Source organism: Lysinibacillus sp. NPDC097287 (assembly GCF_044761695.1).
Lineage (GTDB): Bacteria > Bacillota > Bacilli > Bacillales_A > Planococcaceae > Lysinibacillus.
This window is the reverse complement of record NZ_JBIWCX010000014.1, coordinates 1-24,121: the sequence shown is the minus strand read 5'-3', so window position 1 is coordinate 24,121 and position 24,121 is coordinate 1. Positions and strand designations below refer to the sequence as shown.

17 protein-coding genes and 2 pseudogenes are annotated in these 24,121 nt (G+C 31.8%); 9 read left to right on the top strand and 10 right to left on the bottom strand.

Features of this window, described 5'->3' with window-relative positions:
- The first annotated feature begins 298 nt into the window (after window positions 1-298).
- The 3 genes from ACIQ2D_RS17330 (at window position 299) to ACIQ2D_RS17320 (ending at window position 2,854) form a co-directional block, all read left to right on the top strand.
- Entirely contained in the window at window positions 299-1,210 is a 912-nt protein-coding gene (locus tag ACIQ2D_RS17330) for a helix-turn-helix transcriptional regulator (RefSeq protein WP_402866211.1), read from the top strand.
- Between the two features lie 61 nt (window positions 1,211-1,271).
- Window positions 1,272-1,658: a GyrI-like domain-containing protein gene (locus tag ACIQ2D_RS17325; protein ID WP_402866209.1), complete on the top strand. Its 387-nt coding sequence runs from the start codon at window positions 1,272-1,274 to the stop codon at window positions 1,656-1,658.
- Between the two features lie 275 nt (window positions 1,659-1,933).
- The gene (locus ACIQ2D_RS17320; protein WP_402866207.1) at window positions 1,934-2,854 is read left to right on the top strand and encodes a DUF4003 family protein; all 921 of its coding nucleotides are present in this window, start codon (window positions 1,934-1,936) and stop codon (window positions 2,852-2,854) included.
- A 131-nt stretch (window positions 2,855-2,985) separates the two neighbouring features.
- Here the strand turns inward: ACIQ2D_RS17320 and ACIQ2D_RS17315 are convergent, their stop codons facing one another.
- Both ACIQ2D_RS17315 and ACIQ2D_RS17310 read right to left on the bottom strand, forming a co-directional pair.
- A complete protein-coding gene (locus tag ACIQ2D_RS17315; RefSeq protein ID WP_402866205.1) occupies window positions 2,986-3,195 on the bottom strand; it encodes a hypothetical protein in 210 nt (69 codons plus the stop codon).
- 242 nt (window positions 3,196-3,437) lie between these two features.
- On the bottom strand, window positions 3,438-4,505 hold the full coding sequence (locus tag ACIQ2D_RS17310) for an S-layer homology domain-containing protein (protein ID WP_402866203.1): 1,068 nt from the start codon (window positions 4,503-4,505) through the stop codon (window positions 3,438-3,440).
- A gap of 390 nt (window positions 4,506-4,895) precedes the next feature.
- Between ACIQ2D_RS17310 and ACIQ2D_RS17305 the strand changes: the two genes are divergently transcribed.
- Together ACIQ2D_RS17305 and ACIQ2D_RS17300 are read left to right on the top strand one after the other, a co-directional pair.
- Window positions 4,896-5,792, top strand: coding sequence for a multicopper oxidase family protein (locus ACIQ2D_RS17305; RefSeq protein WP_402866201.1), 897 nt, complete (start codon window positions 4,896-4,898; stop codon window positions 5,790-5,792).
- Window positions 5,793-5,929: 137 nt separating this feature from the next.
- A complete protein-coding gene (locus tag ACIQ2D_RS17300) occupies window positions 5,930-6,829 on the top strand; it encodes a 3-hydroxyacyl-CoA dehydrogenase (protein WP_402866199.1) in 900 nt (299 codons plus the stop codon).
- 51 nt (window positions 6,830-6,880) lie between these two features.
- Here ACIQ2D_RS17300 and ACIQ2D_RS17295 read toward each other — a convergent pair.
- A pseudogene (locus ACIQ2D_RS17295) lies at window positions 6,881-7,015 on the bottom strand (anti-phage BREX system Lon protease BrxL); the annotation flags it as partial.
- A 969-nt stretch (window positions 7,016-7,984) separates the two neighbouring features.
- Between ACIQ2D_RS17295 and ACIQ2D_RS17290 the strand changes: the two are divergent.
- Entirely contained in the window at window positions 7,985-8,935 is a 951-nt protein-coding gene (locus ACIQ2D_RS17290) for a carbon-nitrogen hydrolase family protein (RefSeq protein WP_402866198.1), read from the top strand.
- 210 nt (window positions 8,936-9,145) lie between these two features.
- Window positions 9,146-9,331 (top strand): annotated as a pseudogene (locus ACIQ2D_RS17285) (tyrosine-type recombinase/integrase); the annotation flags it as partial.
- 483 nt (window positions 9,332-9,814) lie between these two features.
- On the opposite strand, the gene ACIQ2D_RS17280 reads toward ACIQ2D_RS17285, so the two are convergent.
- From ACIQ2D_RS17280 to ACIQ2D_RS17250, 7 genes are all read right to left on the bottom strand, one after another.
- Entirely contained in the window at window positions 9,815-13,012 is a 3,198-nt protein-coding gene (locus ACIQ2D_RS17280; protein ID WP_402866196.1) for a GmrSD restriction endonuclease domain-containing protein, read from the bottom strand.
- Entirely contained in the window at window positions 13,000-15,267 is a 2,268-nt protein-coding gene (locus tag ACIQ2D_RS17275; RefSeq protein WP_402866195.1) for a hypothetical protein, read from the bottom strand. Before ACIQ2D_RS17275 ends, ACIQ2D_RS17280 begins: the two co-directional genes overlap by 13 nt.
- 296 nt (window positions 15,268-15,563) lie before the next feature.
- Window positions 15,564-16,292 carry a TatD family hydrolase gene (locus ACIQ2D_RS17270; protein WP_402866193.1) on the bottom strand — a complete coding sequence of 243 codons (729 nt, stop codon included), beginning with the start codon at window positions 16,290-16,292 and terminating at the stop codon, window positions 15,564-15,566.
- Window positions 16,261-17,481, bottom strand: a complete 1,221-nt coding sequence (locus ACIQ2D_RS17265; protein WP_402866191.1) for a hypothetical protein — start codon at window positions 17,479-17,481, stop codon at window positions 16,261-16,263. Before ACIQ2D_RS17265 ends, ACIQ2D_RS17270 begins: the two co-directional genes overlap by 32 nt.
- On the bottom strand, window positions 17,481-17,774 hold the full coding sequence (locus tag ACIQ2D_RS17260; RefSeq protein WP_402866189.1) for a hypothetical protein: 294 nt from the start codon (window positions 17,772-17,774) through the stop codon (window positions 17,481-17,483). The genes ACIQ2D_RS17265 and ACIQ2D_RS17260 overlap by 1 nt, the downstream gene beginning before the upstream one ends.
- 80 nt (window positions 17,775-17,854) lie before the next feature.
- A complete protein-coding gene (locus ACIQ2D_RS17255) occupies window positions 17,855-18,121 on the bottom strand; it encodes a hypothetical protein (RefSeq protein ID WP_402866187.1) in 267 nt (88 codons plus the stop codon).
- Between the two features lie 65 nt (window positions 18,122-18,186).
- Window positions 18,187-20,166 (bottom strand): DUF262 domain-containing protein, encoded by a 1,980-nt coding sequence (locus ACIQ2D_RS17250; protein WP_402866185.1) that lies wholly within the window; start codon window positions 20,164-20,166, stop codon window positions 18,187-18,189.
- A gap of 259 nt (window positions 20,167-20,425) precedes the next feature.
- Between ACIQ2D_RS17250 and ACIQ2D_RS17245 the strand changes: the two genes are divergently transcribed.
- Together ACIQ2D_RS17245 and ACIQ2D_RS17240 are read left to right on the top strand one after the other, a co-directional pair.
- Window positions 20,426-22,069 (top strand): competence protein CoiA, encoded by a 1,644-nt coding sequence (locus ACIQ2D_RS17245; protein ID WP_402866183.1) that lies wholly within the window; start codon window positions 20,426-20,428, stop codon window positions 22,067-22,069.
- A gap of 204 nt (window positions 22,070-22,273) precedes the next feature.
- The gene (locus ACIQ2D_RS17240) at window positions 22,274-23,167 is read left to right on the top strand and encodes a hypothetical protein (RefSeq protein ID WP_402866181.1); all 894 of its coding nucleotides are present in this window, start codon (window positions 22,274-22,276) and stop codon (window positions 23,165-23,167) included.
- The last annotated feature ends 954 nt before the right edge of the window (window positions 23,168-24,121 follow it).

Genomic DNA, 24,121 nt, shown 5'->3' with positions numbered 1-24,121 from the left:
AAAAAAAGGGATGATATTTGATTAAAGTACCAATTGATTTTAGAATGCTTGATGATTGGAGTGGAGGCTGGGCGACTCCTGGGGGATTAGCGTCCTAGATGAGACCCTGGAGCGAGGCTTGCCGAGTGAAGCGGCTCATCGGACGCCCCCCGGAAAGCGCCCAGCTGGAACGGAAATCATCCCCCAGTTATGGTGATGAGCCAAAAAATACTTTTTATATAGCGAGAAAAGGTGTTGAACAATTAGATTATTTTCATGCTAAAATGTTTGGAATACGCTACAGGAGGTCATACCAGGCATGAAAACAGAGAGAATGTTTTCGATATTGATCTATTTATTGCAGAAAAAGAAAATCTCTGCTGAAGAATTAGCCAGTAAATTTGAAGTCAGTAAACGAACAATCTATCGAGATATCGATGCATTATCTTCAATCGGTATTCCGATTATTTCTTATCTCGGAAAGAATGGTGGCTTCACATTAGTCGATAACTATCAACTCGATAAATTTACTTTTAATGAGGAAGAAAAGAAGTTTTTATTAGAAGGGTTATCATTAAAAAATGAACTATTCGACAATCAACAATTATCCACTTTGCAAAGAAAACTTGAGCTTTTAAAAGAAAATAAAGAAGTAGCGCATGCCAATATCAGCATCTCATCCTCTACTTTGCATCGTGAGACTATTGAGGAAGAAACAAAAGTAAAGATTAAAAACATCCTGTCTATTATTGAACAAGGGAATAAAATCTGTATCTCATATGTTTCACAAACAGCGAACATCTCTAACCGAATCATTCGACCTATAAAGTTAAATTTCATGAATGGCAGTTGGTATGTAGAAGCTTATTGTGAATCTCGGGAAGCCCTTAGACTATTTAAGCTGACGCGGATCAGAAGCATGGAAATTATACACGACAAGACTAGACATACTTATATTGAAAAAGCTGAAATTCCTACAAGCATGACTGCTAAAATGGAGACGATTACGCTTTTGTTTTCAAAAAGTGAACTCGGTAAGTTATACGATTTCTTTACGGAGGATGAGATATTAGTATTTGAAGATGGACGTGTAAACGTGACCTTTACCTATGATACCAATAAAAATCTACTGCCCTTTCTATTAATGTTTGGCAGGCATGTAAAGATACTATCTCCTCAATGGCTGAAAAATAAATACATGGACGAAATTAAATTTATCTACGAAAGCTGACAGACTGTTGTCATATTTTGAATGCTACACTTTCAACATCAACTAGTAGGAGGAAATTCATATGAATACAACAGTTACTGAAAAAAATATATACGGGAAAAAGGTAAGAACCAATAACCAAAATACAGACATCATTCTTAGTCTATGGGAAGAGTTTCTTCGTTTAGATGTAAAAGGTGATGTATACGCGGTGTATAGTAATTACGAAAGTGATTTCACAGAGGATTATGATTTACATATTGGTACAGTAGAGGAATTTACGAATGAAAGTAATGTTACCATTCCTGCGGGAGACTACCATGTCATAGAGGTAGATCCAACTGTTCCAAACGCGGTTTACAGTGCTTGGGTGGAGATTTGGAATAGTGATTTAAACAGAGCATATACAACTGATTTCGAATTTTATGCGAAAGACGGTAGTGTAAAGATCTTTCTATCCATTAAATAACTTATACTACTAAAATAATGGCTCAACACTAGAATGTGCTCTTGAATCATTTTATATCGATATAAAGCAAATGGAACATCAGTCGCGGCAACTCAAGTGGAATAAGTATAAGAGCTGGGTCCCCACAAGAGCGAGATACGAGTGATAAGGGGGGACAGCCCACGCCCGCGGAAAACGCCCAGCCAGAACGGAAATCAACTCAAAGTTATAGTGAAAAGTAATTTTTTGAAACTTCTAAAAATTATTTACGTATATTCATGTAAGAGGTGATTTGCATGAAAGAACGAGTACAATTATTTTTAGATAATATGGAAAAAATCCGCCTTTATTTCGGGACGGGTACTGATAATTTCACCATGAAAATTGCTACACAATTAACTGTGAGGGGCATAAGATTCTGTGTAAGTGATTACGAAGAAATAAAAAAGGAAATTAAAGCAAATTCAAAGTGGTATAGTACAATACGAGTAAGTAAAGTCATAACGAATGCTTATTACATACAATTTGCAAAAGAACCCGAAAAAGTAGCACAAACTCTAGAAATGCAAAAACTCATCACATCTACGAGTTTATCAAACATTGAAAACTCCTATTTAGCTGCCATGTACATTAAAAACAGAGTACATGCTGTAAAAATGGATGAGCTTTCTAACGCACTCTTGAAGCAGCCTAGCTTAAAATTTTCTACTTTGTCACTCGTATTACGCGCTATGCTGGCAACTCGCCCTGAATCGGCAGTGGTGTTAGCCAACACATATGAGCATTATTACAAACATCTAGTAGATTTCAACTTTATACGTGGCGATGAGAGTAAAAGTGCTGCCTTATTATTAACAATGGGCACAGGTACTTTTGATGAAAAAACATGGCAAAGAGTAAGGTCATTCACAACTACTTTTATGTCTACTAACGCTAAGCTTGAACCACGCCATTATAGTGTCGTTTGCCTATTAGCATTGGCGACATTTGAAACGCAAGAGTTCCAAGCACTAACAGAAGTGCATGAAACAATCTGCCAAGCTCTTAAACTAAATCCTAAATACTACAATACATTGCTCATTGCTACACAAATTTACACATGTACTGAAGGAATTGGAGAATTACCAAAGTGCGCCCTAGACTTTTCAGATATTGTCCTGCAAGGTATTGATGGTGTTGCAGATAGTGCTAGTGGAGATGGTGGTGGCGGCGAGTAGGAAACGGAAAAGCTGCCGAAATGAATATTCGACAGCTTTCCAAATTTATATTTAGTGCACCAAAAAGATTAAGAATAGTGAATGAATCTGACACTACTTTCTATATAATCTTTTTAATGACTTGTTAATATTTAACGTGACGTTCTAGGTGCGACACAATCTGAACAATTTCTCTGATTGCTACCTTTAAATTTAGTGAAAGTTTTTTCAAAATTTTGCCCGCAAGAACATTTAAACAATAGTTTTTGTGAAAACCCATGATATTCAGTAGAAAGTAGTTTGCTCTCTGAATTCTTCGTTACATACTCACGGATTTTTTCAATAGTCCATTTTTTATTCATATTTTTACACCTCCGATAATATGTCCGAATCTATCTAGGAAGAAGTTTCGGATACCTTCTTTTCAATTAGGCTTATGTTTCCCCTAATCTACCTAAGTTCTCTATTATAGCATTATTTCTATTAATATTATACTTTCCTCTTAACATAACCAGTTGCATGATTATAGAAGCAAACAAACCCCGTCTTGCTTCACAAAGGAGGCAAGATGGGGTTTGTAGATTGAGTAAAACATCTCTTTATTTTATTCTTCTTCTGCTAGCATCATTACTGAAAGTGTCAAAATTTTGGAGAACTGTGCACGTGTAAGATTGCCTTTAGGATTAAACTTACCACTGCTACTATCTAAAATTTTCAGTTGCTGTAGCAGACCTATTGATTCTATCGCCTCCTCACGCATTTGCCCTTTATCTGCAAATGTATTATTTTTGTTAGCTGTTTGCACATCAAACTCCATTGCTTCCAAGTAGCGTGCTGTTACATAAGCCATTTCTTCACGTGTTACAGGTTTATTTGGCTCGAAATTGTCGCCATCAAAAATATCGATTAACCCATACTCTTGTAAAATCGCTACTTCTTTTGCACCCCAAAAGCCTTGCATATCATTATACGTAGCAGGTCCTTCATAATCTTCATTCACATCTAAACCTGATGCATTGAAAATCATTGCCGCTAATTGACCACGTGTTACTTGCCCAGTCGGATTGAATGTTGTGTCAGACGTACCGTTTATAATCCCTACTTGATACAGAAATTGAATATAGCCTTCTGCCCAATGTCCAATTACATCTGTGAAATACCCACCTGTTTTTAAATCTATATCTGCGCGATTAAATACCATAAGAAGGTCACTTAATTCTTGTGCGCTACCAGCCTGCCATTTTCCTTCTGCGTAAATTTCAGCCTTAACAGATTTTCCTGCTTGAGAAAATCTCAACTTAATTGTATCCCCAAAAACTTTTTTAAACTCTGCATAGCTGGCAATAAAAGCAGCTTTCCCCTCTGGATAAAGGTTTGTCCCATCCTCATAGGATTGCTTAATCATCTCTAATGAAACTTCCATTGTAATGCTATTTTTGTCTGTAACTACTGTCATTTGACCATCCTCAAATGTTAATTTAGATAGTACTAACATTTTGTAGATGTCTTGATAGGATAAAGCTTGTACCTGACTAACGTTCGTTGAAGCAACAAGCGGTTTTTCGTAAGGCAAACTAGGAACATCTAAATTCCCCTGAGCCTGTACTTGAAGACCAAACCCTCCTGTTAAACAAGTAATAGTTAATGCGCCAGCTAAAATTGTTTTTTTCACTATTATTTCCCCTTTCTTTTCATAAATTTAGTGTACTAAATCAATTACTCAACAATCTATCTAAATATGAAATTTATGTAAAAACATTAAAAATATCCTATATCATGATAGGTAAACTCCTCCAAATTATTTATATGATTTAGAAGGCCTATTTGCAAAGTTCTATTAATTGAATAGGTAATTTTCCGTAAGTAAAAAAGGATTCACTCTCCTTCTATTTTCAAAACAAAATATACCCGAATACAATTGAAAATCCTAACAGCACAAGCATACAAACCCACCCGGCACATATACTTTATAAATTTGCTTTCTCTTCAATATAAATGACGGAAGTATCAGTTGTGTGTAGCAGAAGATAAAGTATAAAAAAGCTCAACTAGGAGGACTTATATGGTTATTACCCCTGGCATCGAGGATTTACCTTATGTTATTCAAGCCAATGGAACAAAGTTTTTCACTTTAATTGCTGAAGAAATCAGGTGGGAACTTGTAGATGGAATTTTTATTAAAGCATGGGGATACAATGGGTCTACACCGGGGCCCACTATTCGTGTATGCCCTGGAGACCGCGTATGTATTCGAGTCATTAACCGCTTACCTGAAAAGACGAGCGTTCATTGGCATGGATTAATTGTGCCAAATAATATGGATGGCGTTCCACCCATCGAACCGTCCCCATTTATCGAACCAGGGCATTACTTTGATTATCACTTTACGATTAAAAATCCTCCTGGTACTTATATGTATCATTCTCATGTAAATGTTGCCGTACAAGATAATGCAGGGCTATTAGGTGGTTTCATTGTGGAAGATCCTAGATTGCAACACATGCCTAGATATAGAGATTATCTTTGTTTACTTCAAGAATGGGCTATTGGCGAGCTACCTTGGGGAGACCTGACAAAAGGGACGTATAACTTAAATTTTGTCAAACCAGAATTCAACTTCTTTACAATAAACGGAAAATGCTATCCATTTACTAAGCCTTTACCCGTCAAATATGGGGATATGGTGCGAGTCCGTTTTGGTAATATCCAAATGAACCACCATCCCATGCATTTACATGGTCATCAATTCAGCGTTGTTGGAGCAGATGGATTCCCTATTCCTGAACATACACAAATTTTCAAAAATACAATACTCGTAGCCTCTGGTGAAACATGGGATATAAGTTTCCTAGCGAATAACCCAGGCATATGGCCTTTCCATTGCCATATGCCACACCATGTCACAAATAATGGCGCACTTGGTGTGGGTGGGATGTTTACTACGGTTCATTATTATTAAATAACTTTCTAATCTAGAATAATTGGAAAAAAGTTAAGTATTTCAATTGCTTTATGTTAGAGAAGAGCAGTAGGATAATATTGTACCAAAGAATTCCATAAATATTCCAATACTATTTGCTCTAAGGAGGCACTAACATGAGTTACAAAAATATTACCGTTGCTGGTAGTGGTGTTTTAGGAAGCCAAATCGCCTATCAAACTGCTTTTAAAGGATTTGCTGTCACTGTTTATGACATCAATGATGATGCATTAAAAATTGCACAGGATCGTATTACGAAACTAAAGCCATTGTATCAACAAGACTTAGGTGCAACACAAGAACATGTTGATGCTGCCTACGAACGCATAACTTTCAAAAGTGACTTAGCAGACGCTGTTGCAAACGCTGATCTTGTCATCGAAGCAATTCCTGAAGTTGTACAAATCAAAACAGATTTTTATACTACACTTGGCAAAGTTGCACCTGCAAAAACAATCTTTGCAACAAACTCATCCACATTATTACCAAGCCAATTTGCAGAAGCTACTGGTCGTCCAGCGAAATTTTTAGCACTACATTTCGCAAATACGATTTGGAAAAACAACACTGCTGAAATCATGAAGCACCCTGGTACTGATGCGCAAGTATTTGAAGATGTCATTGAATTTTCTAGAGCAATCGGCATGGTGCCACTTCCACTACATAAAGAACAACCAGGCTACATTCTAAATTCATTACTTGTACCTTTCTTAGATGCAGCTGAAATGCTACTCATGAAAGAAGTATCTGATCACGAAACAATCGATAAAACTTGGATGATTGGTACAGGCGCTCCACTCGGACCATTTGCGATTTTAGATATCGTCGGCATTAATACTGCACACAACATCGTATCGGCAAAAGCTGCTGCTACTGGTGATGACAACATGAAAAAATTAGCCAATCTTTTAAAAACTGAGTATATTGACAAAGGCAAATTAGGCCAAGCAACAGGTGAAGGATTCTATAAATATCCTAACCCTAACTTTGCGAAACCCGATTTTCTAAAAAGATGATCATTATACTAAAAAACGATGCACACGGTATTCTTATCTGTGTGCATCGTTTTTTCCTAGCTCGCGAATACGAGATTTAATTTTCTCCGCTTCACCTGGTCGAACAAAGTTTTCTGAAAGGATCTTTTTAACTCGTTCTACATCTTCACGGATTTTTGCTTCATCGTCCGTAGCTTCATACATACCTCCGGACAAAACTACTTCACTTATTAGTTTCCACAATTTTCTTTATCAATAATAATCTTCGCTTTCCGCATTGTTGTTGAATAATTTTCGTGAAAATACCATCTTTCATTAACTTGTCTTGGTTATTTAAATACATACTTTGTACACCTGAAATAAGCTATTCTTCAGTTATTGTATCTACCCAATAAGCATCGACTAAATCACGCCGCGTACAATAAAAAAGCTTCACTGCTACCTCGATTACATTATTAATACTATATTTATATCTCATTCTTACTTTCTGGATATAACAAGAGTACAATTTAGAAATATTTATAGATTTACGAATTTAATATTTCACTAACTGAACAATTTCATAATTCGCATTATCATCAATAAATACGAACATAATAAAGATAAAAAAATAAACTCGTTCACATCATTACGCTACAGACGGACGCTTTCCGCGGGCAAGCAAAAAAAGATCTCCAAGTCTATTTGGATTACATCAATTTAATTGAACAATACGAACCGACAGACTTTGTGCAGCGCGTGATTAAGTAATATGCACATGAAGGAAATTTCATACGCACAGCAGACATCTTAAATCGCCGTGGCTTTTGTATCGAAAATCGTGGCATTGAGCCATGAGATATTACAGAGATCATTATTAGTACTCCAGCAGAAGATGATGCTCTTCATAAAGAAATTCGCCGACTCTATTTGAATAAAACTTATACCAGAAGTTCTTCATCTAAGCCTTACGTGTTCCCGAAAAAATGAACCACTTTTTCGATAAGACAACTGTTGATCATGAAACTATAAAAATAAAATTGAAATATGAATGAATTTGAAAGTGCGTCGGTATTTGGCATCAGGGTTTAAAACAATCAAATTGCCTAGTAATAGGGACTATACTCATATATAATGAGTTGGAAGAACTATACTATTGAAAGTTGAATATATATTCATACATAGGAGGAAATTATTATGAGTTCATTAAACATTGGGGTTGTGCAAGCAGCTTCATTTACGGCGCCAGGTGATGGGGCAAAAACAAAGGAGACAAATTTACAAACGACTTTCCGTTATATCGATCAACTAGTATTCATGAATCCAACAGTTGATATGATTGTTTTTCCAGAATTATTTATCAATGGTTATGACGGAGATATTTGGCCTGAAATGGCTGAAACTATTCCGAGTGGACCCACAATTCAAGCGTTATGCCATAAAGCAAAAGAAGTGCAAAAATGGATTGTTCCAGGAACACTTGTCGAACGTGGGAATGATGGCAACCTATATAATACGGCATTGCTTATTTCTCCTGAAGGTGAGATTAAACTAAAATATCGAAAAGTGTTTATTCCTTTTCCTTTAGAGATTGCAACACCTGGAAATGAGTTCCCCGTGTTCGAAATTCCTGGCGTTGGAAAAGTGGGCTTTGTCATTTGTGCTGATGCACATTATCCAGAATCCATACGCAACTTAGTCATGAAAGGCGCGGAATTAATCATTAAGCCGACTTATCAAGGTGAATGGATTGGTGGATTACGCAATCACACACCTATTGCCATTACACGAGCGATCGAAAATCAATGTTATGTCATTAGTGTAAATCAAGCAGGACCATGTGGCATGGGGAATACGGTGGCGGTTGATCCTGAAGGGCGCATTATCGAAGAGTTGAACATCCATGAGTCCTTCACCTTTGTTTATGTTGACTTTGAAGAGGTGAGAAGAGTTCGCGAAACAGGATCATGTGGCATGTTTGGCTTCTTAAAAATGCTAAAAGAATTTAAAGATAACGGCTCCAATGTCGATGAATGTTATGTCAATGATATTTCACAGGCTCCTGTTTATAACGGTTTAACATTCCCACATCCAAAAGTGCCAACAGACATTATTCGCTACGACCGTAAAAAACCAACAAAAGTCTAATTAATTATCTAGTTTCAATCAATTAAAATATACACTAAAAAAGAATTCCTCTTGTAAAATAGTTGTCACTACAACATACTTTTTTACAAGAGGAATCTCTTTTGGCTAAGAATAGGACGATTTCCAACCTACTTCACAACCTTTTAGCAGAATTGAATGTTACCGATACCGGACAACATACACGGTTTCGATGCTACATTTCCTATGTAAATTACTACACATGGATTACGTCACCCTCATTGTAGTTTATTACTTGAAGCTGGTGTGAGTCTTAAGGAAGTTCAGGATCGTTTAGGGCATAGTGACATCCAAACTACTATGAATATCTATACACACGTAACAGAAAAAGCTAAAGAAGTAGTTGCTGAAAAGTTTGTAAAATATATAGATTTATAACTAAAAAATGAAATATTACATGCCATTGAATGAAATTAAATGCCACTGCATGAAATAAGGCAAAAAGAAAAAGCCTTGTATATCAAGGCTTCTCTAACTGTTTGAAATCCTATGAATTTCATTTATGGAGACGGCGGGTGTTCAGTCTATAAAACAGAAAAACCTTATTATATCAACGTTTGAAGGGCTTTTTTGAAGGTCAAAAATAGCTCTTACAAAGGAATTAATAAGGTTTGAAAAAATATGCTTACGGAGACTATTAAATAATGCAATAATATATCCTTCAAGACTTTATTGACATCATACGTATTCATTAGAAATATTATAATTGCATTCCAGTTATAGCCTGTTTAAAATGTATTTAAAATATCTTCGGCATTATTTATTAATTTTTTAAATCCAAATAGGTAATTAGTTAATTTTGAGTTCATAATCACAAAAAAGGGTTTAATATAAATAAAATTTCATAGTAGAATCATAAATTTATACTTTCAAAAAATTTTCTCTATCATTTGGCTCAAATAATATATGCCCCGTACTCGTTTCAAAATTAATTTCAAATAAATCTACATTTTTATTTTTAGATATATAATACTTTTGTATTATTTCATAATTACCTTTAATAACAAGACTATTATACTTAGTAAATTTATTACGTCTATAATTATAATATAAATTCCAACCACCTGTTCCAGACTCATTATTTATAAGAGGAAGAACTTCTTTATTTTCTAATTTCAAATAATCTCTCATTATATTATCATAAAGAATTGTTAATTGATTTTGAACATTTATTTCTTTTTCCAATGTTCTGTGAAATATATTTAGATAATTTTTATTATCAAAATAATATGATGGAATAGGTAATATTGTTTGTTTATACTGTCCAATAAAAGTAGGGGTAATATACACATAAGGTAAACATGGAATAATAGAAGAATTCCATTTTTTTATAATTTTTTCACTTTCGTCACTTGGTTCTTGTAAATCATTTAATATAGCCCAAATTATAAGATCCGTTGCTCTCTCTTCCTGATAACTGCCTTGATTATTTGCTTCACATACTAATCCTTTAATAAATCTATTTAAACAGCTAACTTTAGAGACATTAGTTTCTATATTAAAGTATGGTATACAATATCCTATGCCCTCCAGCTTCTCAACTACCCCTCTATATTCTACAATTTCTTTCTCGTCTTCAACTTTTTCAAAACTACTAAGTAAGGCATTCATGATACCGATTATTCTTCTAAAATCATCTGATGTTAGATCGTTAATAAATTTGTCACAGTCTTCTAAATCTTTCGTATTTTCACTCTGTTTAAAACCCTTTAATTTTAATGGATGTTGATCTGTTTTGTCTAACCTAATATATTTTTCCCAATAGATCATCCTACAACAAAACTCTATAAATCGCATTTCTACCAATTCTTCTATAGCGTTTTCATCATTTATTTTAGTATTATTAAACTTATAGAAAAAATCTAACCATTCATTATCAATCAAATTAATCCAGTTATTCTCATGTTGTATTTCTAATTCTAAATCAAATACTTCTTGGGATTTTTCATTTATTTTACATTTAAAAATTTCATATGGTACTAGTTGAACACCACCATTTATATCAATAAAAAATTGCTCTGCTTCTGAAAGTGATGTATCAACAGTTATTACATCAACACTTACTTTATCAAGAAGAAAGTTTTTAAAATCTTGATAGTCTTCTTTTTTTAAATTGCTATGTAATTCTTTATCAAGATTGATAATTGCATTTTCAGCATACGAACTACCTCTATACTCCTTAAATTCCTTACTAAAAAATTCTTTGCAAAAGTTATTCATCTTTTCTCTATATTCAAATTCAAAATTACACAGTATGGTTTTATTGTCTATTTTCTCTTTATCTAATATTCGTACTATACTAGCTAACGTAAAAATTCTTTGCTGCCCATCATAGATGAGAATTCTATTATTACCTTGTTCAAAGATTGTAATAGCACTTAAAATTATATCTTTTTCTCTATCGCTTTCAAACTCCTTGATTAGGTAACTTAATAAATCTGATTTATCTGGTAAGCCAAAATGGTTCCCCATACAATAGTCTCTTTGAATCGCAGGAATAACAATTTCTCTAGTAGCATCACAAAGTAATTCCCTAATTAAAATATTTTTCCCTATTAATTCTTTATTTTTGTCAGCCACTTTTATAGACTTATCATTAAATTTATTAACTGGATTTAAACTTAAAAGTTTATCGTTTTCTTTTGTCTGTTTGCTTACATATCGATTTATTATATACTTTCCTGATCCCTGAATTGTATCTTCAAATACCATCTTATCCATAGGGAAATAATGATTAGACCTATGTTTTATGTTCTCAAATTGCTCCTTCAGAAAAGAAGTATCTTGAATATCCGGTTCATTGTTAGACAACGCATCAAAATAACTATTGAAAAAGTATACTTCACTACCTCGAACATTTTGTTTTATATAATCAAAAATTATTTTATCAATTGAACATTCTAAATGTAATATCTCTGCAAATAGGTTATTTGTATTAGCTTTATCAACATATTTATTAACTAATTCAAAGAATCTCGTATTTGGTTTATACCTATATAAAGTCTTATATGCTTTTTGAGTAACCTGATAATCTGCTTGTAAATTTTGAATTAATTCATTCAAAACATTTTTATATACCATCATTTGTTTCAATAAATTTATTTGATATTTTTTAGCTGGAATTTTAAACCCAGTATATCCTATGCTATCATTAGTTAAATAGCGGGAAAACATGGTATTTATACGATTTTCTTTTGTTTTATCCGGATTTTTATACCCTAACTGGATTGTATTATATACTTCATCTACATACAAAAGCTCAATTAATTGTTCAAATAACCTTGATACAGCAAGTTTATAATCCGATTCCTCTAAAATTCGATCTAATATATCCTTCTCATCATCCGATAATCTACTAAAGTTTAATGCATTAAAAATCATAAGATCAGCCCTTATTCTGTCACCAACAGAAAATCTTGTTTTATTACAATTTAAGTTAAGAAACTCTGAAATTGGTGTATCACTTGTTACATTTAGTAATAGTTGAACATTTTCTCTTAAAAAAGTTACAAAACTATCCTTCTCATTACCGTCAAGAATAACATTTTGAATTTCTTCCTTTATAGCTAAATAGTTATATGCAAGACGCCTCTTATCAGATTTAGCTACGTTATTCTCTAATGAATGAGTTACAAATCCTTTCTCATTTAATACTTTTATAAAAAAAGATCTTTTATGTAATAAATTTACTATGTGAAAATCCCTTACAAATTCTAAATCTAAAAATGAAGCTTGCATATCTAGCGCTTTAAAGAGAAGTAAAAGAGTAATCATTCTTTGCTGTCCATCAACAATCTCTATGTTATCCTTATCGTCTATGTACAATGTGAAAAGCGCTATTGATTTTGAAGTTGAACTTTTAAATGCCTTTATTAAATCTTTAATAAGTTTAACTGCCATTTTTCTATTCCATTTATAATTGCGTTGATACATAGGAATAAAAATTTTTGATTCTTCAGTACTGTTAGATAACTGGTGTTTTACAGCATCTATAAATTCCCCTAAATTAATAGTTCTGCCACTAAGCATATGCAAATCATTTTGTTTTATTGTAACCATTTTGTCGCCCCCTTTAATTCTTCTCTATAATTTGATATCAGCGTTCCTAATTTATTACTTACAAACTCTTGATATTCAGGAATAAATTCTTTAGAAAAAGGACTGTACCCCTCATTACTATACTTAATATCTGGTTCATTGTTATAATCTATAGAGCTTAAGATTTCTATTATAGAATCACGTTCTTTTACTGTATTTAAGGATTCTAAATCCATATATGTTAAAAAGGTTTCGTTTTGGTTTAATATTAAATAATTTATTAAATAACTAAGATTAAATTCTTTATGATTATTGTCTATTAAAAGAATTTGATATGCTAGCATCAAAATTTTATATTCCGCTATATTTAATTTATATTGCTTTCTTTTTTCGTACCTATAAGGTTCGTCGTAAAAGATAACTTCATGATCATATATGCTACCTATTTTCTCTTTCCACAGCTTATTGCTATCTACCTCAATTTTTTCAAATAATTCAAACAGACTTCCTTCCTTAGTAGAATCTCCTCGTTTTCCACAAAAATCTGAGAAATCAATAGAAAAATTACTATATTCAAAATCAGATCCTATATATTCTTGTATAGATGTTTCTTTAGAATTACAAACACTAGTGAAAAAATTTATAGGTGACTTTTCAACGATTTCAATATTGTATCCATCAGAATTTGGATTAAAATATTTCAGCATATTTCTTCCAAATGATTTACTATACGATAAAAATTGTAGATTCTCCCCTTGAATATGCTTTTTGCAAGCCTTTAAAATATCCTCAAAATTGTAATATACTATTTTTAGGGGTGATATTCCATCGTTACATCTATAAAGATTAACTTCTCTTTTTATCCAAAAAATATTATAATAATACCCTATGCCATCAAATCGTATCTCTTCATATTTATCATTGAATATATAATGTTTGAAAATTGTTGAAATATTCCCTTTATACTTTTCTTTTAAATCCAATGCCAAGTTACAATAGCGCATATACTGAATATAAGCTTGAACTTGAAATAAATTTATATTAAGACTTTGTTCATCGCTAGTAATTCCAAATAGTTTCTTTTCTAAACTAGAATTTTTAACAATATATCTTTTCAATTCATTCGAAATTCTAGTAAATTTAAGTTTATTAGCATTGTATTCAGTCGAATAAATATAAAATAAATTTTCAAAGAAAATATATAATTCATCTTCTAGACAATCTTTTAACAAAATATGTAGCTTACTCCAATCCAACATCATCTTATAAAAATTTTCAATCCCATTCGCAACCCTATCACTACCACTAACCTCCAAAGTAATTGGAACAGATCGTGCATTATTTAAACAAATACTTCGTATTTCATCTATATCTTCTTGTATTTCAAACTGTTCTCCATGTAACTGCTCTCCAGTAGGTCCCATTTTATAATTAGAAAGATGGAATAACTGTATTAATTGCTTCTCATGACATTCGAGCTGTTCAAAGTACTCTCGTAGAAAATCTCCTTTATTTTTTTTAGAGTCTGTTAAAGTATGCGTTGCTATCAAATGGCAAAAATCAATTACTACTCCAAATAGATTTTTTTCTTTTTTCTTACTTCTACTATTACATTCTTTTGCCAAACTAAAATTTTCATAGCTATACCCACAATTACTTCCTAACTTCCCCCCATCTGTATAAGGTGTTATATTTTCGAAACCTATCTTTATACCTGGAAAACCCTCAACAATATTTACAAATAAATCAATTTCTTTATCTTTCGTAAAAGTGCCACATATCAATTCTCTTGATTGATTTCTTAATACGCAATTAAATTTTGGATTATCTACACATCCATATACGCATCCTGTATGTAGGATAATCAAGATTTTATTATCTATTATTTTTTTATCTAATCTAGCTTCTCTATCTTCCGTTTCTGACAGGTTGGAGGTAGTTGACCTAGTTAACCCGCTATAGTATTTCGCTATTTCATTGGCGAATTTACAGATTTTCTGAAATAAGTGCTGCTCCTCTAAATCAGATAATACTTCTGATAAAGACATATAATTTAATGAACCTTCTTTGTCTAAGGATGTACCAAACTTTGAAGCAGGACTATGAATTACCGTAATCATTGCTTTATTTTCATCAAAAGCTTGTTTTATAATTTCCAAATTTTCATTTTCTTTATCATGTTCAAAATCCGAACGATTAGTATGTAATTCTATTTCTTTGAATTCCTTTGATATTTCAAGCAAGTTTTTTATATCCGATTTTTTTATAAATCTCATCGTTCCACTTCCTCATTTTTTTACTTTTATCTATACATAATCAAATCAATTAATGGCATAAAATCAAGAATATTCAGTTTTAAAAAATCACCTCATATCTATTTTAAACATAGTGCCATTAATAAAATTTTCCATAAAAAACGTGGAAAACATTGTGTATCAAGGTTTCCCACGTTTCTTGTATTTGTGCCTGACACTTAGTATATTATGTTACTAAGTTTATCTAACTATCTTATATATGACATTTCAATTTATCATTTTATAACATAAAATATAATTTGATCACCAATAATGACCTATAAATCTTTCTCTATCAATAGTCTTCTAAAATTAGAAAAGCACACTTTCTCAAATTCAACAACTTCATTTTCAACAGCAGAATAAAGTTTTGGTATATCCGTGGGATGAATAGGATTTCGATTAATTCGAGCAAATGGTCCATCCGTTTCAAAAAGCATTTGTTTAACTGGAATATTAGCAATTATATTTAATCCGTTTTTGGTCATTAACATTTTCGGATTTATAGAAAAATAATACCCTTTCTCAGCAGCTTGCTTTAAAACACTAATTTTTCCCGTATACCAATGAAAGATTGCATGTTTAACTTCATTCTCTATTAAAATATCCAATACTTCTCTCTCTGCACCTTTACTGTGAATAGTATATATACGCCCTATATTAAAAATTGGGCTAGTTACGTAACGAAAAGCTTCTATTTGAATACTTTTTTCTCTATCGCCTATTCCAGAAAAAAAATCTAACCCTACCTCACCAACATACCTTGTAGTATCGATATATTTTTCAAAAAGCGTTTTATTTAACACATATTCAGTTGAAACTTGCGGATGATATCCTAAACAAAGTCGAATATATTTAAAATTTGAAAACCTAGAAAAATGCTTCTCATATAACTCTGGCAAATTTGTTACAAACAATGTGTAAATTTTATTCTTTTCATACTCTAAGGCCAAATCATACGGATTAGGATAAAAATCAATATGCACGTGCGTATCGATGTAAGTCATACTTTTCCATATACCTTTCAAATTCATTAACAAACTTATTTAGCATTTCATTTGTTTTAACTAAATAATCTACATCGTCATAATATCTTTGCTTAATTTTTAATTGAGCTAAAATTGAATTATTTTTTATAAGCTCTACATATTGCTTAAAATATTCTATATTAGAAATATATTCATAGTAATAAACATCTGGCTCAATTATCATTTCTTCATAATCGAAGTGGTATAAACAATCATATTCTTCATTGTTATACGCAGCCATTGATATTTTTCTTAGCAAACATGGTATGCATACACCACACTGACCCTCATGTGATTTAAGATTATGGGACCTTCCAGCTCCACAAGTGAAAGAATATTTAATCACATTTTTAAAATCTATATCCATTTCATTTATCGATTCACCTTTAGTTTTATATAAAAATCGATGTTCCACTTTAACATCTATTTTTAATTCAGCCAATAAATTATTAAACTCAAATAACGTCTTAGGATGCGTCGTTTTTGTTGTAAATCTCCCATAAAGATTCGGATTTAATGTCAAAATACCGTTTTCATAAAGATTAATTTGTTTGGACTGATTATAATATGCCTTAGCTACCGCTAAAGAAAAATAGAGCAATGAGCGAGTTGCTTGAATATGCCATTTTTTCTTATCTACGGGTTTCTCTATCAAAATTATATCAGGAGTAGGATTTAACATTTTCTTGTAAAAATCGGCTAGTAGCCTTTGTTTAGTTGCTTCTTCATGTTTATTTAAAAATCCAATATAATCACTGGCAATTTCATTTTTGAAATTATAATATGCACCAGTTAAAGAGTCTAATCCACCTGAAAATAAACTAACAATTCGTTGACTAGGACTGTCTAATGACAATTTCATCTGTGCTTCTTTTTTTTCTATTAATTCTTTATTAAAAAGTCTAAAAGAAATTTGATAATCCTCACTAGAAACCCATTTTAATAAGTGTTTAATTTTTTCGGTTAATCCTTGCCAAACTTCAACTTGAAAAACTGGAATTTCGATAGCTAGCTTTGTTTTCCTTGCCGTTATAGATACATCTGCACAATAAATTGCACCCATTACAGTAATTAAATCAACAATAGTTTTATCATTGTCATTAGAATAATCGATTTCAAAACCCGGCATTAATTGAATATGTAGGTTCTCATTTACTAAACCATTCATTAGAACTCACCAAATGACACATTTTTAGCAGCTTCAACAACTGATTTTAATACCTGTTTGAACTCCAATTCTTTTGCTATATATTGCTCAATTCTACGCTGCGTTTCATTATTTATAACTTGATTTGCGACATTATTAACCATTGAGCCGATGTCTTCGTAATCCAGTTCATCATAAACTTCTTTTAATGTATCATGTAATTCCCCTATGAGTATTTGCTTTACTACATTAAATAATAATTTTTTGATAAAACTCGTTAGAACTAAGTCTTCATTCTTCAAACAATTTGTCATTGTAATTTTAAAGCTTCTTTCTAAAAGAGCTTTATCTGCGAATAAATTATCCTCATTATCTATTAAATCCAAGATATGATTTATAAATTGCTCGGTTGTAATGGGATCGTTTTTATTTCTTGCTGAGTAATGCCATTAAAGCCTTCCTTACTTAAAACTTCAAATTGATTAGAAATGATACTGATACATTTGTTTAAAGTTTCTTCGTCTAAAAATTCTGTATTTATTCTTTTCAAAGTAATTATTTTCTTTGTAACATCTGGTGTTTTGTCATTGATTTTTTCAACAGGTACATCTTGCAGCATTTTCTTGATTTCTTTATTAAGCTTTCTTTTTGAAGTTCCCATAAACACTCACCTTTTCTTATATGCTAAAAAACGATAATTATTTGAAAACAATTGAACTTAATAATTTATTTCATCTCAACCTCTACACCCCATGTATCAGCATCAAAACCTGCATCAATAAATAACTTCTTACATGTCGTGTAAATACTTTTTGCACTAAAATTAACTTCTATAAAATGCCCATTCGGTAATTGCTTAGCACTACGCATCTCGTTATTCTTTTCTACTGATATTAGTAACGATCTCGTCTGCAACAATTCTTGGTAGTACTCAGGATTATTTTTGTAAATGAACAGAATAGTATGTTCTAAAACTTCTCTCCAAACTTTTACCTTAGTCGTTTCATCACCTATGAATAATAAGCGTGGCGAGCTACCTGTTACATCATTGTCTTTAATACTAGCTAGTCCAAAATACGGCCATGCTAAAATGAACTTTTCATATAATTTTTCTGTTCTGTCAGTGATTGCTTGTTCATCCCAAGTATTATATTTAACGAGATCCTTATTCAATTCAAAATTGCTCTTACTATAATATTTTTTCTTAGTAGAGAATGATTCGTTCGATAGCTCTGAATTATAGCCACTTAATGTTAAGTTCCCAATAACATGCAAATATTTTTCGTGAACTCCTTCAAAATTGCTACCTAATTCAGCTTCCCAAGATTCAGTTAAAGTTTGTGGCATGATATGTTCAATGGTAGCCTTAGTTAAATCGACTTTCTCTTTATGACCATAATTTTCTTCAAGCACGCTCAAAATAAACTTACATTTTTCCCTCTTATCTCCGCCCCCATACAACGATGAATGCTTTAATTCATGAAGAACTTCTGTATCCTTAGGGTAGCCTCTCACTTGTAAAAATGCTTTTAGTTCCTGAATAGAGTCTTCTTCACTATAAGGCTTTAGTTGGTTATATAAGGAACCAAACATTTTGTTTAATGGTTTAGATTCAATATTGCACACATATCTTCTAACTATGAAATTATCTATAATGAATAAAATTTCAATAAATTGCTCCAATGAGTACTTCTTAAAATCATAATCACGATAAATATATAGCAAAAATGGAAATGCTGTACGAGCTTCAAACTGCTGAATCCTTTTTAAGTAGTATCTAATCTTTTCATTAGCTTCTTTTTCTGGGTGTAGTAACTTATCATAATATGTCGCAAATATAGCTAACTCTTTTAAGTAGTCAATTACATTCATTTTGTCCGCTTGCTGCTTTAGCTTTACATAGACATCCTTCTTTTTAACATTTAAATTTACACCTATTAAAAAATGTCTAATAAACTCAGTTAATGAGTCACCAAGATTCGTTTGCATCCGTAACCAATAACCCATATACATTTCTTCTTGCTCTGACGGATCAATACGCATGAATAAATAGTTTCTTATTAAATCTGCCTCCGTTAAGGGCTGTCCTTTTGCATTTAAACTTTCAAATACTAAATAAGGATTATCATCAGGTGAAAGTACAATGCTTACAATTGATAAATTTTGTAGAATTCCATTTTTTAATTGCTCTATATCAATAGTTAAATCATTCAATTTATTTTTAAAATAGTAGTAGCATTTTACAAGACCACTCTCTTCATCAGCCGCTTCTATTTCCTTTTTAATAATCCTTTTAAAAATTTCTTTATCGATTTGCGTCGGTAGTAACTTAAAATATTCTTCGCCTTTTTTAAATCGATTTACAAGCATCGTTTCGTTAATTTCAGCAGATAATTCTCCAAATTCTTCTTCTTCAGCTTTGTCTCTAATAACACTCAATAAAATAAGCAATGTAGTTAATCGTTGTTGTCCGTCAATAACTAAAAACTGTTGCACTCCGATAGGATTAGCATTTACAGGAATAGACACAATTGAGCCAATAAAGTGGTTGTCATATTGCTGTTCTTCCTCAACCAGCTCCATTAAATCTTCCCATAATGTCAGCCATTGTTTTTGATCCCAACTATATGTACGTTGAAACATCGGTATTATATATTGTTTCGAACCTTCAATTATTTCTTGTAGATTTGTTTCATTGGCTTTCATTAATATCACTCCAAGTATATAGAATGGATTTAGGCAAAGTTACTTTCAAATAATCATAAATTCATAATCATATTTTACCATATTTATACTTAATGTATAATAAAAGCATAATTCAATCATCCCCCTTAGGCTTTCTATTAGTGTATTTTCGCTATAACACGTACTTACAAGATACAAGTAGATAATCTCATTTAGTTTAATCATGTACTATTTTTAAAATTAAAAGAACCTAATTTGTTTTATTATTTGAGGTGAGCAAATGTTCGTAGCTATCGATCTAAATGGAGAGAAGCAATTTGCCTTTCATGATGATAAGGTACGTTTAAAGTCTTTATCCGCTGCAAAAGAACTTTATTGTCCAAACTGCCAAAAGCAAGCCTTCTTTAGGGGAGGGCCAAAGCGCATACATCACTTTTATCATGAGGCTCATGTTGAATGTAGTTTTGTTGGGGAGCCTGAAACACAGGAACATCTTGGAGGTAAATTAGCAATTTATAATTGGTTAAAGGAGCAATATCCGAATGCCTATGTCGCATTAGAAGAACGAATTACTAAGACAAATCAAATTGCCGATGTATACGCGGATCTTGGTAATGGTCAAAGATTTGCATTTGAGGTACAGTGCGCGGATCAAACAGCTGAAAAGTGGCTGGAACGCCGTAAACTCTATGCAATAGCAGGTATAACAGACATCTGGCTATTTGGCGCTAATTATTATAAAGAAATTGATACTGAAGGTATTGAGGAAGACGAAATTGTTCTCCGATTAAAGTACTTACAGCAAACTGTTAATGAAAAAGAGCGTTGTGTTTACTATATTGATGTGAAAAATAATCTCGTAAAACATATAGGAAAATTTTTCGGTATTTCCTATCGCACCGAAACAAAAGCTGCTGTAAAGATGCAACAAATCCCTATTAATGAAATGAAAATTTTTAAAATCCCATCACCTTGTAAATACCTTTTAGGAAATAAACTTTCATTTGAAAAGCTTCAAGAATATTTTATAGCTAGAAGCAAGGAAGCAGCTGAACTATGGCATGAACGTAAGAAGCAAAACGCAATAAGAATGCAAAGAATCCAACAAAGAAAAGAGCAGCAAAAGAGATTCCATCTATATAAAAAGTATTTGAATAACTTTAGTATCGAAAAAGTATTGCAGCGGATGTCACATAGGGAACAAATTCTATTTAAACGATTAATAAAGGAATACGGTTTGACCGATTCAAATTTCCCTGGCATCTTCAATATTCAAATGGAAGATTATAAATGCATTCAGACGCCATATCCTTTGTGGCAATTGCTCGTATTTCATAAAGCTATTAAGCATAATTACAGTAAAAAACAATTGATCTTTTCAAAATATTTATTTCAGGATATAAAGGAGCAACTCAGATATGATGTTAGGGATAGTAAAGAAGTTGCTACTTTAATTCACAGCTATCTAGTTCTCCTAGAGAAGAGCGGATTTTTGGATAAAAAAACATTTTATCGAAAGTATACTCATCCATTCACAATTGAAAATAATGTATTACCAATTGTTAATAATAAAGAACTTAATGCAAATGTCGGCTTATATTTTTCTGAATTTAATCTATTAGAGATTGGATGGGGTGACTACTATACTACTAGTGTATTTATAGACAGTGAGGAACAAAAAGATTTGAAAAAAGGTGTGAACTATTATCAAAATCTCGTAATTAATAGAATGGAATCCCCTCTTCATATTGAAGAAGGTTTAATCGAATGGTTCCAACAAGCCGCATTGAAACAATCTATCCAATTAGAAGAAAATGAAAAAGAGTTTATTCATGAATTTAAAAAGCTAGTACTAGAGGGTGAATTTATCTCACAGGCAGTGTATGATACGTTTTTTGCATTAATAGAAGGAAAATTCAATTAATTTAGTGTGATACTAATTATACATCAGTATGAACACCAACATTCATACTGAATATTCATTTTTTATATTTACAACCACGAACAAATGTTTTATCATAATCTTATATTAATAAAACACAAGGGAAAACCCCAACTCATAAAGTGACTCATACTGTCACTTTATTAGAGTTGGGGTTTTTTTGCCTTGTATAGGAGGAAAATAAAAATGCAAGATCAAGATTTAATTTTTTTATTAGAAAACGTTGCTTCAGCAAAAACAATGGCAAAACATTTACATGTATCTGAAAAAATTATCGAAGAATTATGTGAAGAAGGCAATTTGAAAGCAAAACGTTTAAACAACGAATGGGCAATCTTAAAGAATCAAGAATTACCTTGTTTAAATTTCTTGCAATTTGAGAAATCAGTTAAGAATTTATCACCTGTGCTGCAAGAATTTAATAACAGTAACGAATCACTTCAAATTTCATTTAACTTCGATACTTTCGAGCTTTTTATCGATAAATTCGACAATAGAATTCCAAGCAATTTTACTGAAATTCTATATAAGAATGAAGGAGTCAAAAATGTTTTGAACCAAACTATTCTACTAATTAGATGCTACGAGTTGTATTTAGCAGAAAAAACAGATTGGGATTTAATTATTGAATTAATTCAATACACATCACGAAAAAAAGTGATAACAACAAAATTTGAATATAATTATTATGATTACGATCCTGATTACGATTTCGTAGATTTAGAAGGAATAGAATACTGGCCATATAAATTAACCAAAGATCCCTATTATTTAACGATTCAGGGTGTTTGGATTGATAAAGTTATTTTTAATGTAGATTGCGATTTGATATCGAAATATGTAGTAGTATTTGAAACTAATTTTAATGTAACTCCATGGGCTAAACCATTAGACAAAATTTTAAATGAAGTAAACAACGGCGCTTCCGAGCTAGATGCTTTTGGATTTGTAGCAATTTTCGATTCTAAAGAAGAAGCTTGGGATTACGCAAGGAAACTATACCCTAAGATTGATTTAAAACAAGCTATTACAGAGAAATATTATTCCAAGTTTCCTGAAGCTAAAGAAATTATTAAGTAACTATTAAAAGTGTAGAGGCAATTAAATGCTTCTACGCTTTTTTCACCATATATCCAAATATCGCTCAAGTAAATGGGTTAGATGGAAGTAAGTAATCAAGCAATTCCTTTTGTAATACTTTATGATTGATTCATGCTTATCTACCATTGCTGCTACTTCTGATGAATTTTAGGTTTTGTTTAGCTTCAGCTTCTGTGCAAATGTTGAAACAATACTTCTTCATTAATTATACTGTTTAGTTTTCAACTTTTGCTTTCCCCTCAATCTTCATGCTATCTTTTTTAAATAGAACTGATTCGCGCATCTTCCGCTGTATTTAAGCCGATCCATGATTTATTTGATTTGCTAGACAAACGTTAGCCAATTAGACTTGTTATTACTCAACATAAAATAATGATGATATTTTATTAATGATTAGACTTTATATAAAAATTCAAACTCGAATATTGATTATGAACTGTTTACCAAAGGTGCGAACTTAAATTAAGATTTTTACAAAAAACGCGAACTCGGATTGAGTTTTTTACGAAAAGTGCGAACTCGGATTGGTTTTTTTACGAAAAGTACGAACTCAGATTGAGTTTTTTACGAAAAAGTGCGAACTTAGATTGAGTTTTTTACAAAAAGTGCGAACTCAGATTGAGTTTTTTACAAAAAGTGCGAACTCAGATTGAGTTTTTTACAAAAAGTGCGAACTCAGATTGAGTTTTTTACGAAAAGTGCGAACTCAGATTGAAATTGTTGCTCTTCAACGCAGTAGGTTAATTTTTTCTTTCGAGTGGTAAAAAAAGAAGAATTCAACCCTATAAATTACTAAATAGACTTTCTCACTGTAAAAAACTATTCATATGTTACAAAGGGCACTGCCTGTCTTTTTTGAGACAATAAGAAAACACCTTATTGTACAGCCAGTTTACGGTATTTTACCGGAGACTGGCTGTTTAATTTTGTTTG

Coding starts and splice junctions, on each gene's coding strand:
- ACIQ2D_RS17245 (WP_402866183.1), top strand. CDS start 20,426: ATGTTCGTAGCTATCGATCTAAATGGAGAGAAGCAATTTGCCTTTCAT.
- ACIQ2D_RS17255 (WP_402866187.1), bottom strand. CDS start 18,121: ATGGGAACTTCAAAAAGAAAGCTTAATAAAGAAATCAAGAAAATGCTG.
- ACIQ2D_RS17250 (WP_402866185.1), bottom strand. CDS start 20,166: ATGAAAGCCAATGAAACAAATCTACAAGAAATAATTGAAGGTTCGAAA.
- ACIQ2D_RS17290 (WP_402866198.1), top strand. CDS start 7,985: ATGAGTTCATTAAACATTGGGGTTGTGCAAGCAGCTTCATTTACGGCG.
- ACIQ2D_RS17305 (WP_402866201.1), top strand. CDS start 4,896: ATGGTTATTACCCCTGGCATCGAGGATTTACCTTATGTTATTCAAGCC.
- ACIQ2D_RS17325 (WP_402866209.1), top strand. CDS start 1,272: ATGAATACAACAGTTACTGAAAAAAATATATACGGGAAAAAGGTAAGA.
- ACIQ2D_RS17270 (WP_402866193.1), bottom strand. CDS start 16,292: ATGACTTACATCGATACGCACGTGCATATTGATTTTTATCCTAATCCG.
- ACIQ2D_RS17300 (WP_402866199.1), top strand. CDS start 5,930: ATGAGTTACAAAAATATTACCGTTGCTGGTAGTGGTGTTTTAGGAAGC.
- ACIQ2D_RS17280 (WP_402866196.1), bottom strand. CDS start 13,012: ATGGTTACAATAAAACAAAATGATTTGCATATGCTTAGTGGCAGAACT.
- ACIQ2D_RS17260 (WP_402866189.1), bottom strand. CDS start 17,774: ATGACAAATTGTTTGAAGAATGAAGACTTAGTTCTAACGAGTTTTATC.
- ACIQ2D_RS17240 (WP_402866181.1), top strand. CDS start 22,274: ATGCAAGATCAAGATTTAATTTTTTTATTAGAAAACGTTGCTTCAGCA.
- ACIQ2D_RS17330 (WP_402866211.1), top strand. CDS start 299: ATGAAAACAGAGAGAATGTTTTCGATATTGATCTATTTATTGCAGAAA.
- ACIQ2D_RS17265 (WP_402866191.1), bottom strand. CDS start 17,481: ATGAATGGTTTAGTAAATGAGAACCTACATATTCAATTAATGCCGGGT.
- ACIQ2D_RS17320 (WP_402866207.1), top strand. CDS start 1,934: ATGAAAGAACGAGTACAATTATTTTTAGATAATATGGAAAAAATCCGC.
- ACIQ2D_RS17315 (WP_402866205.1), bottom strand. CDS start 3,195: ATGAATAAAAAATGGACTATTGAAAAAATCCGTGAGTATGTAACGAAG.
- ACIQ2D_RS17275 (WP_402866195.1), bottom strand. CDS start 15,267: ATGAGATTTATAAAAAAATCGGATATAAAAAACTTGCTTGAAATATCA.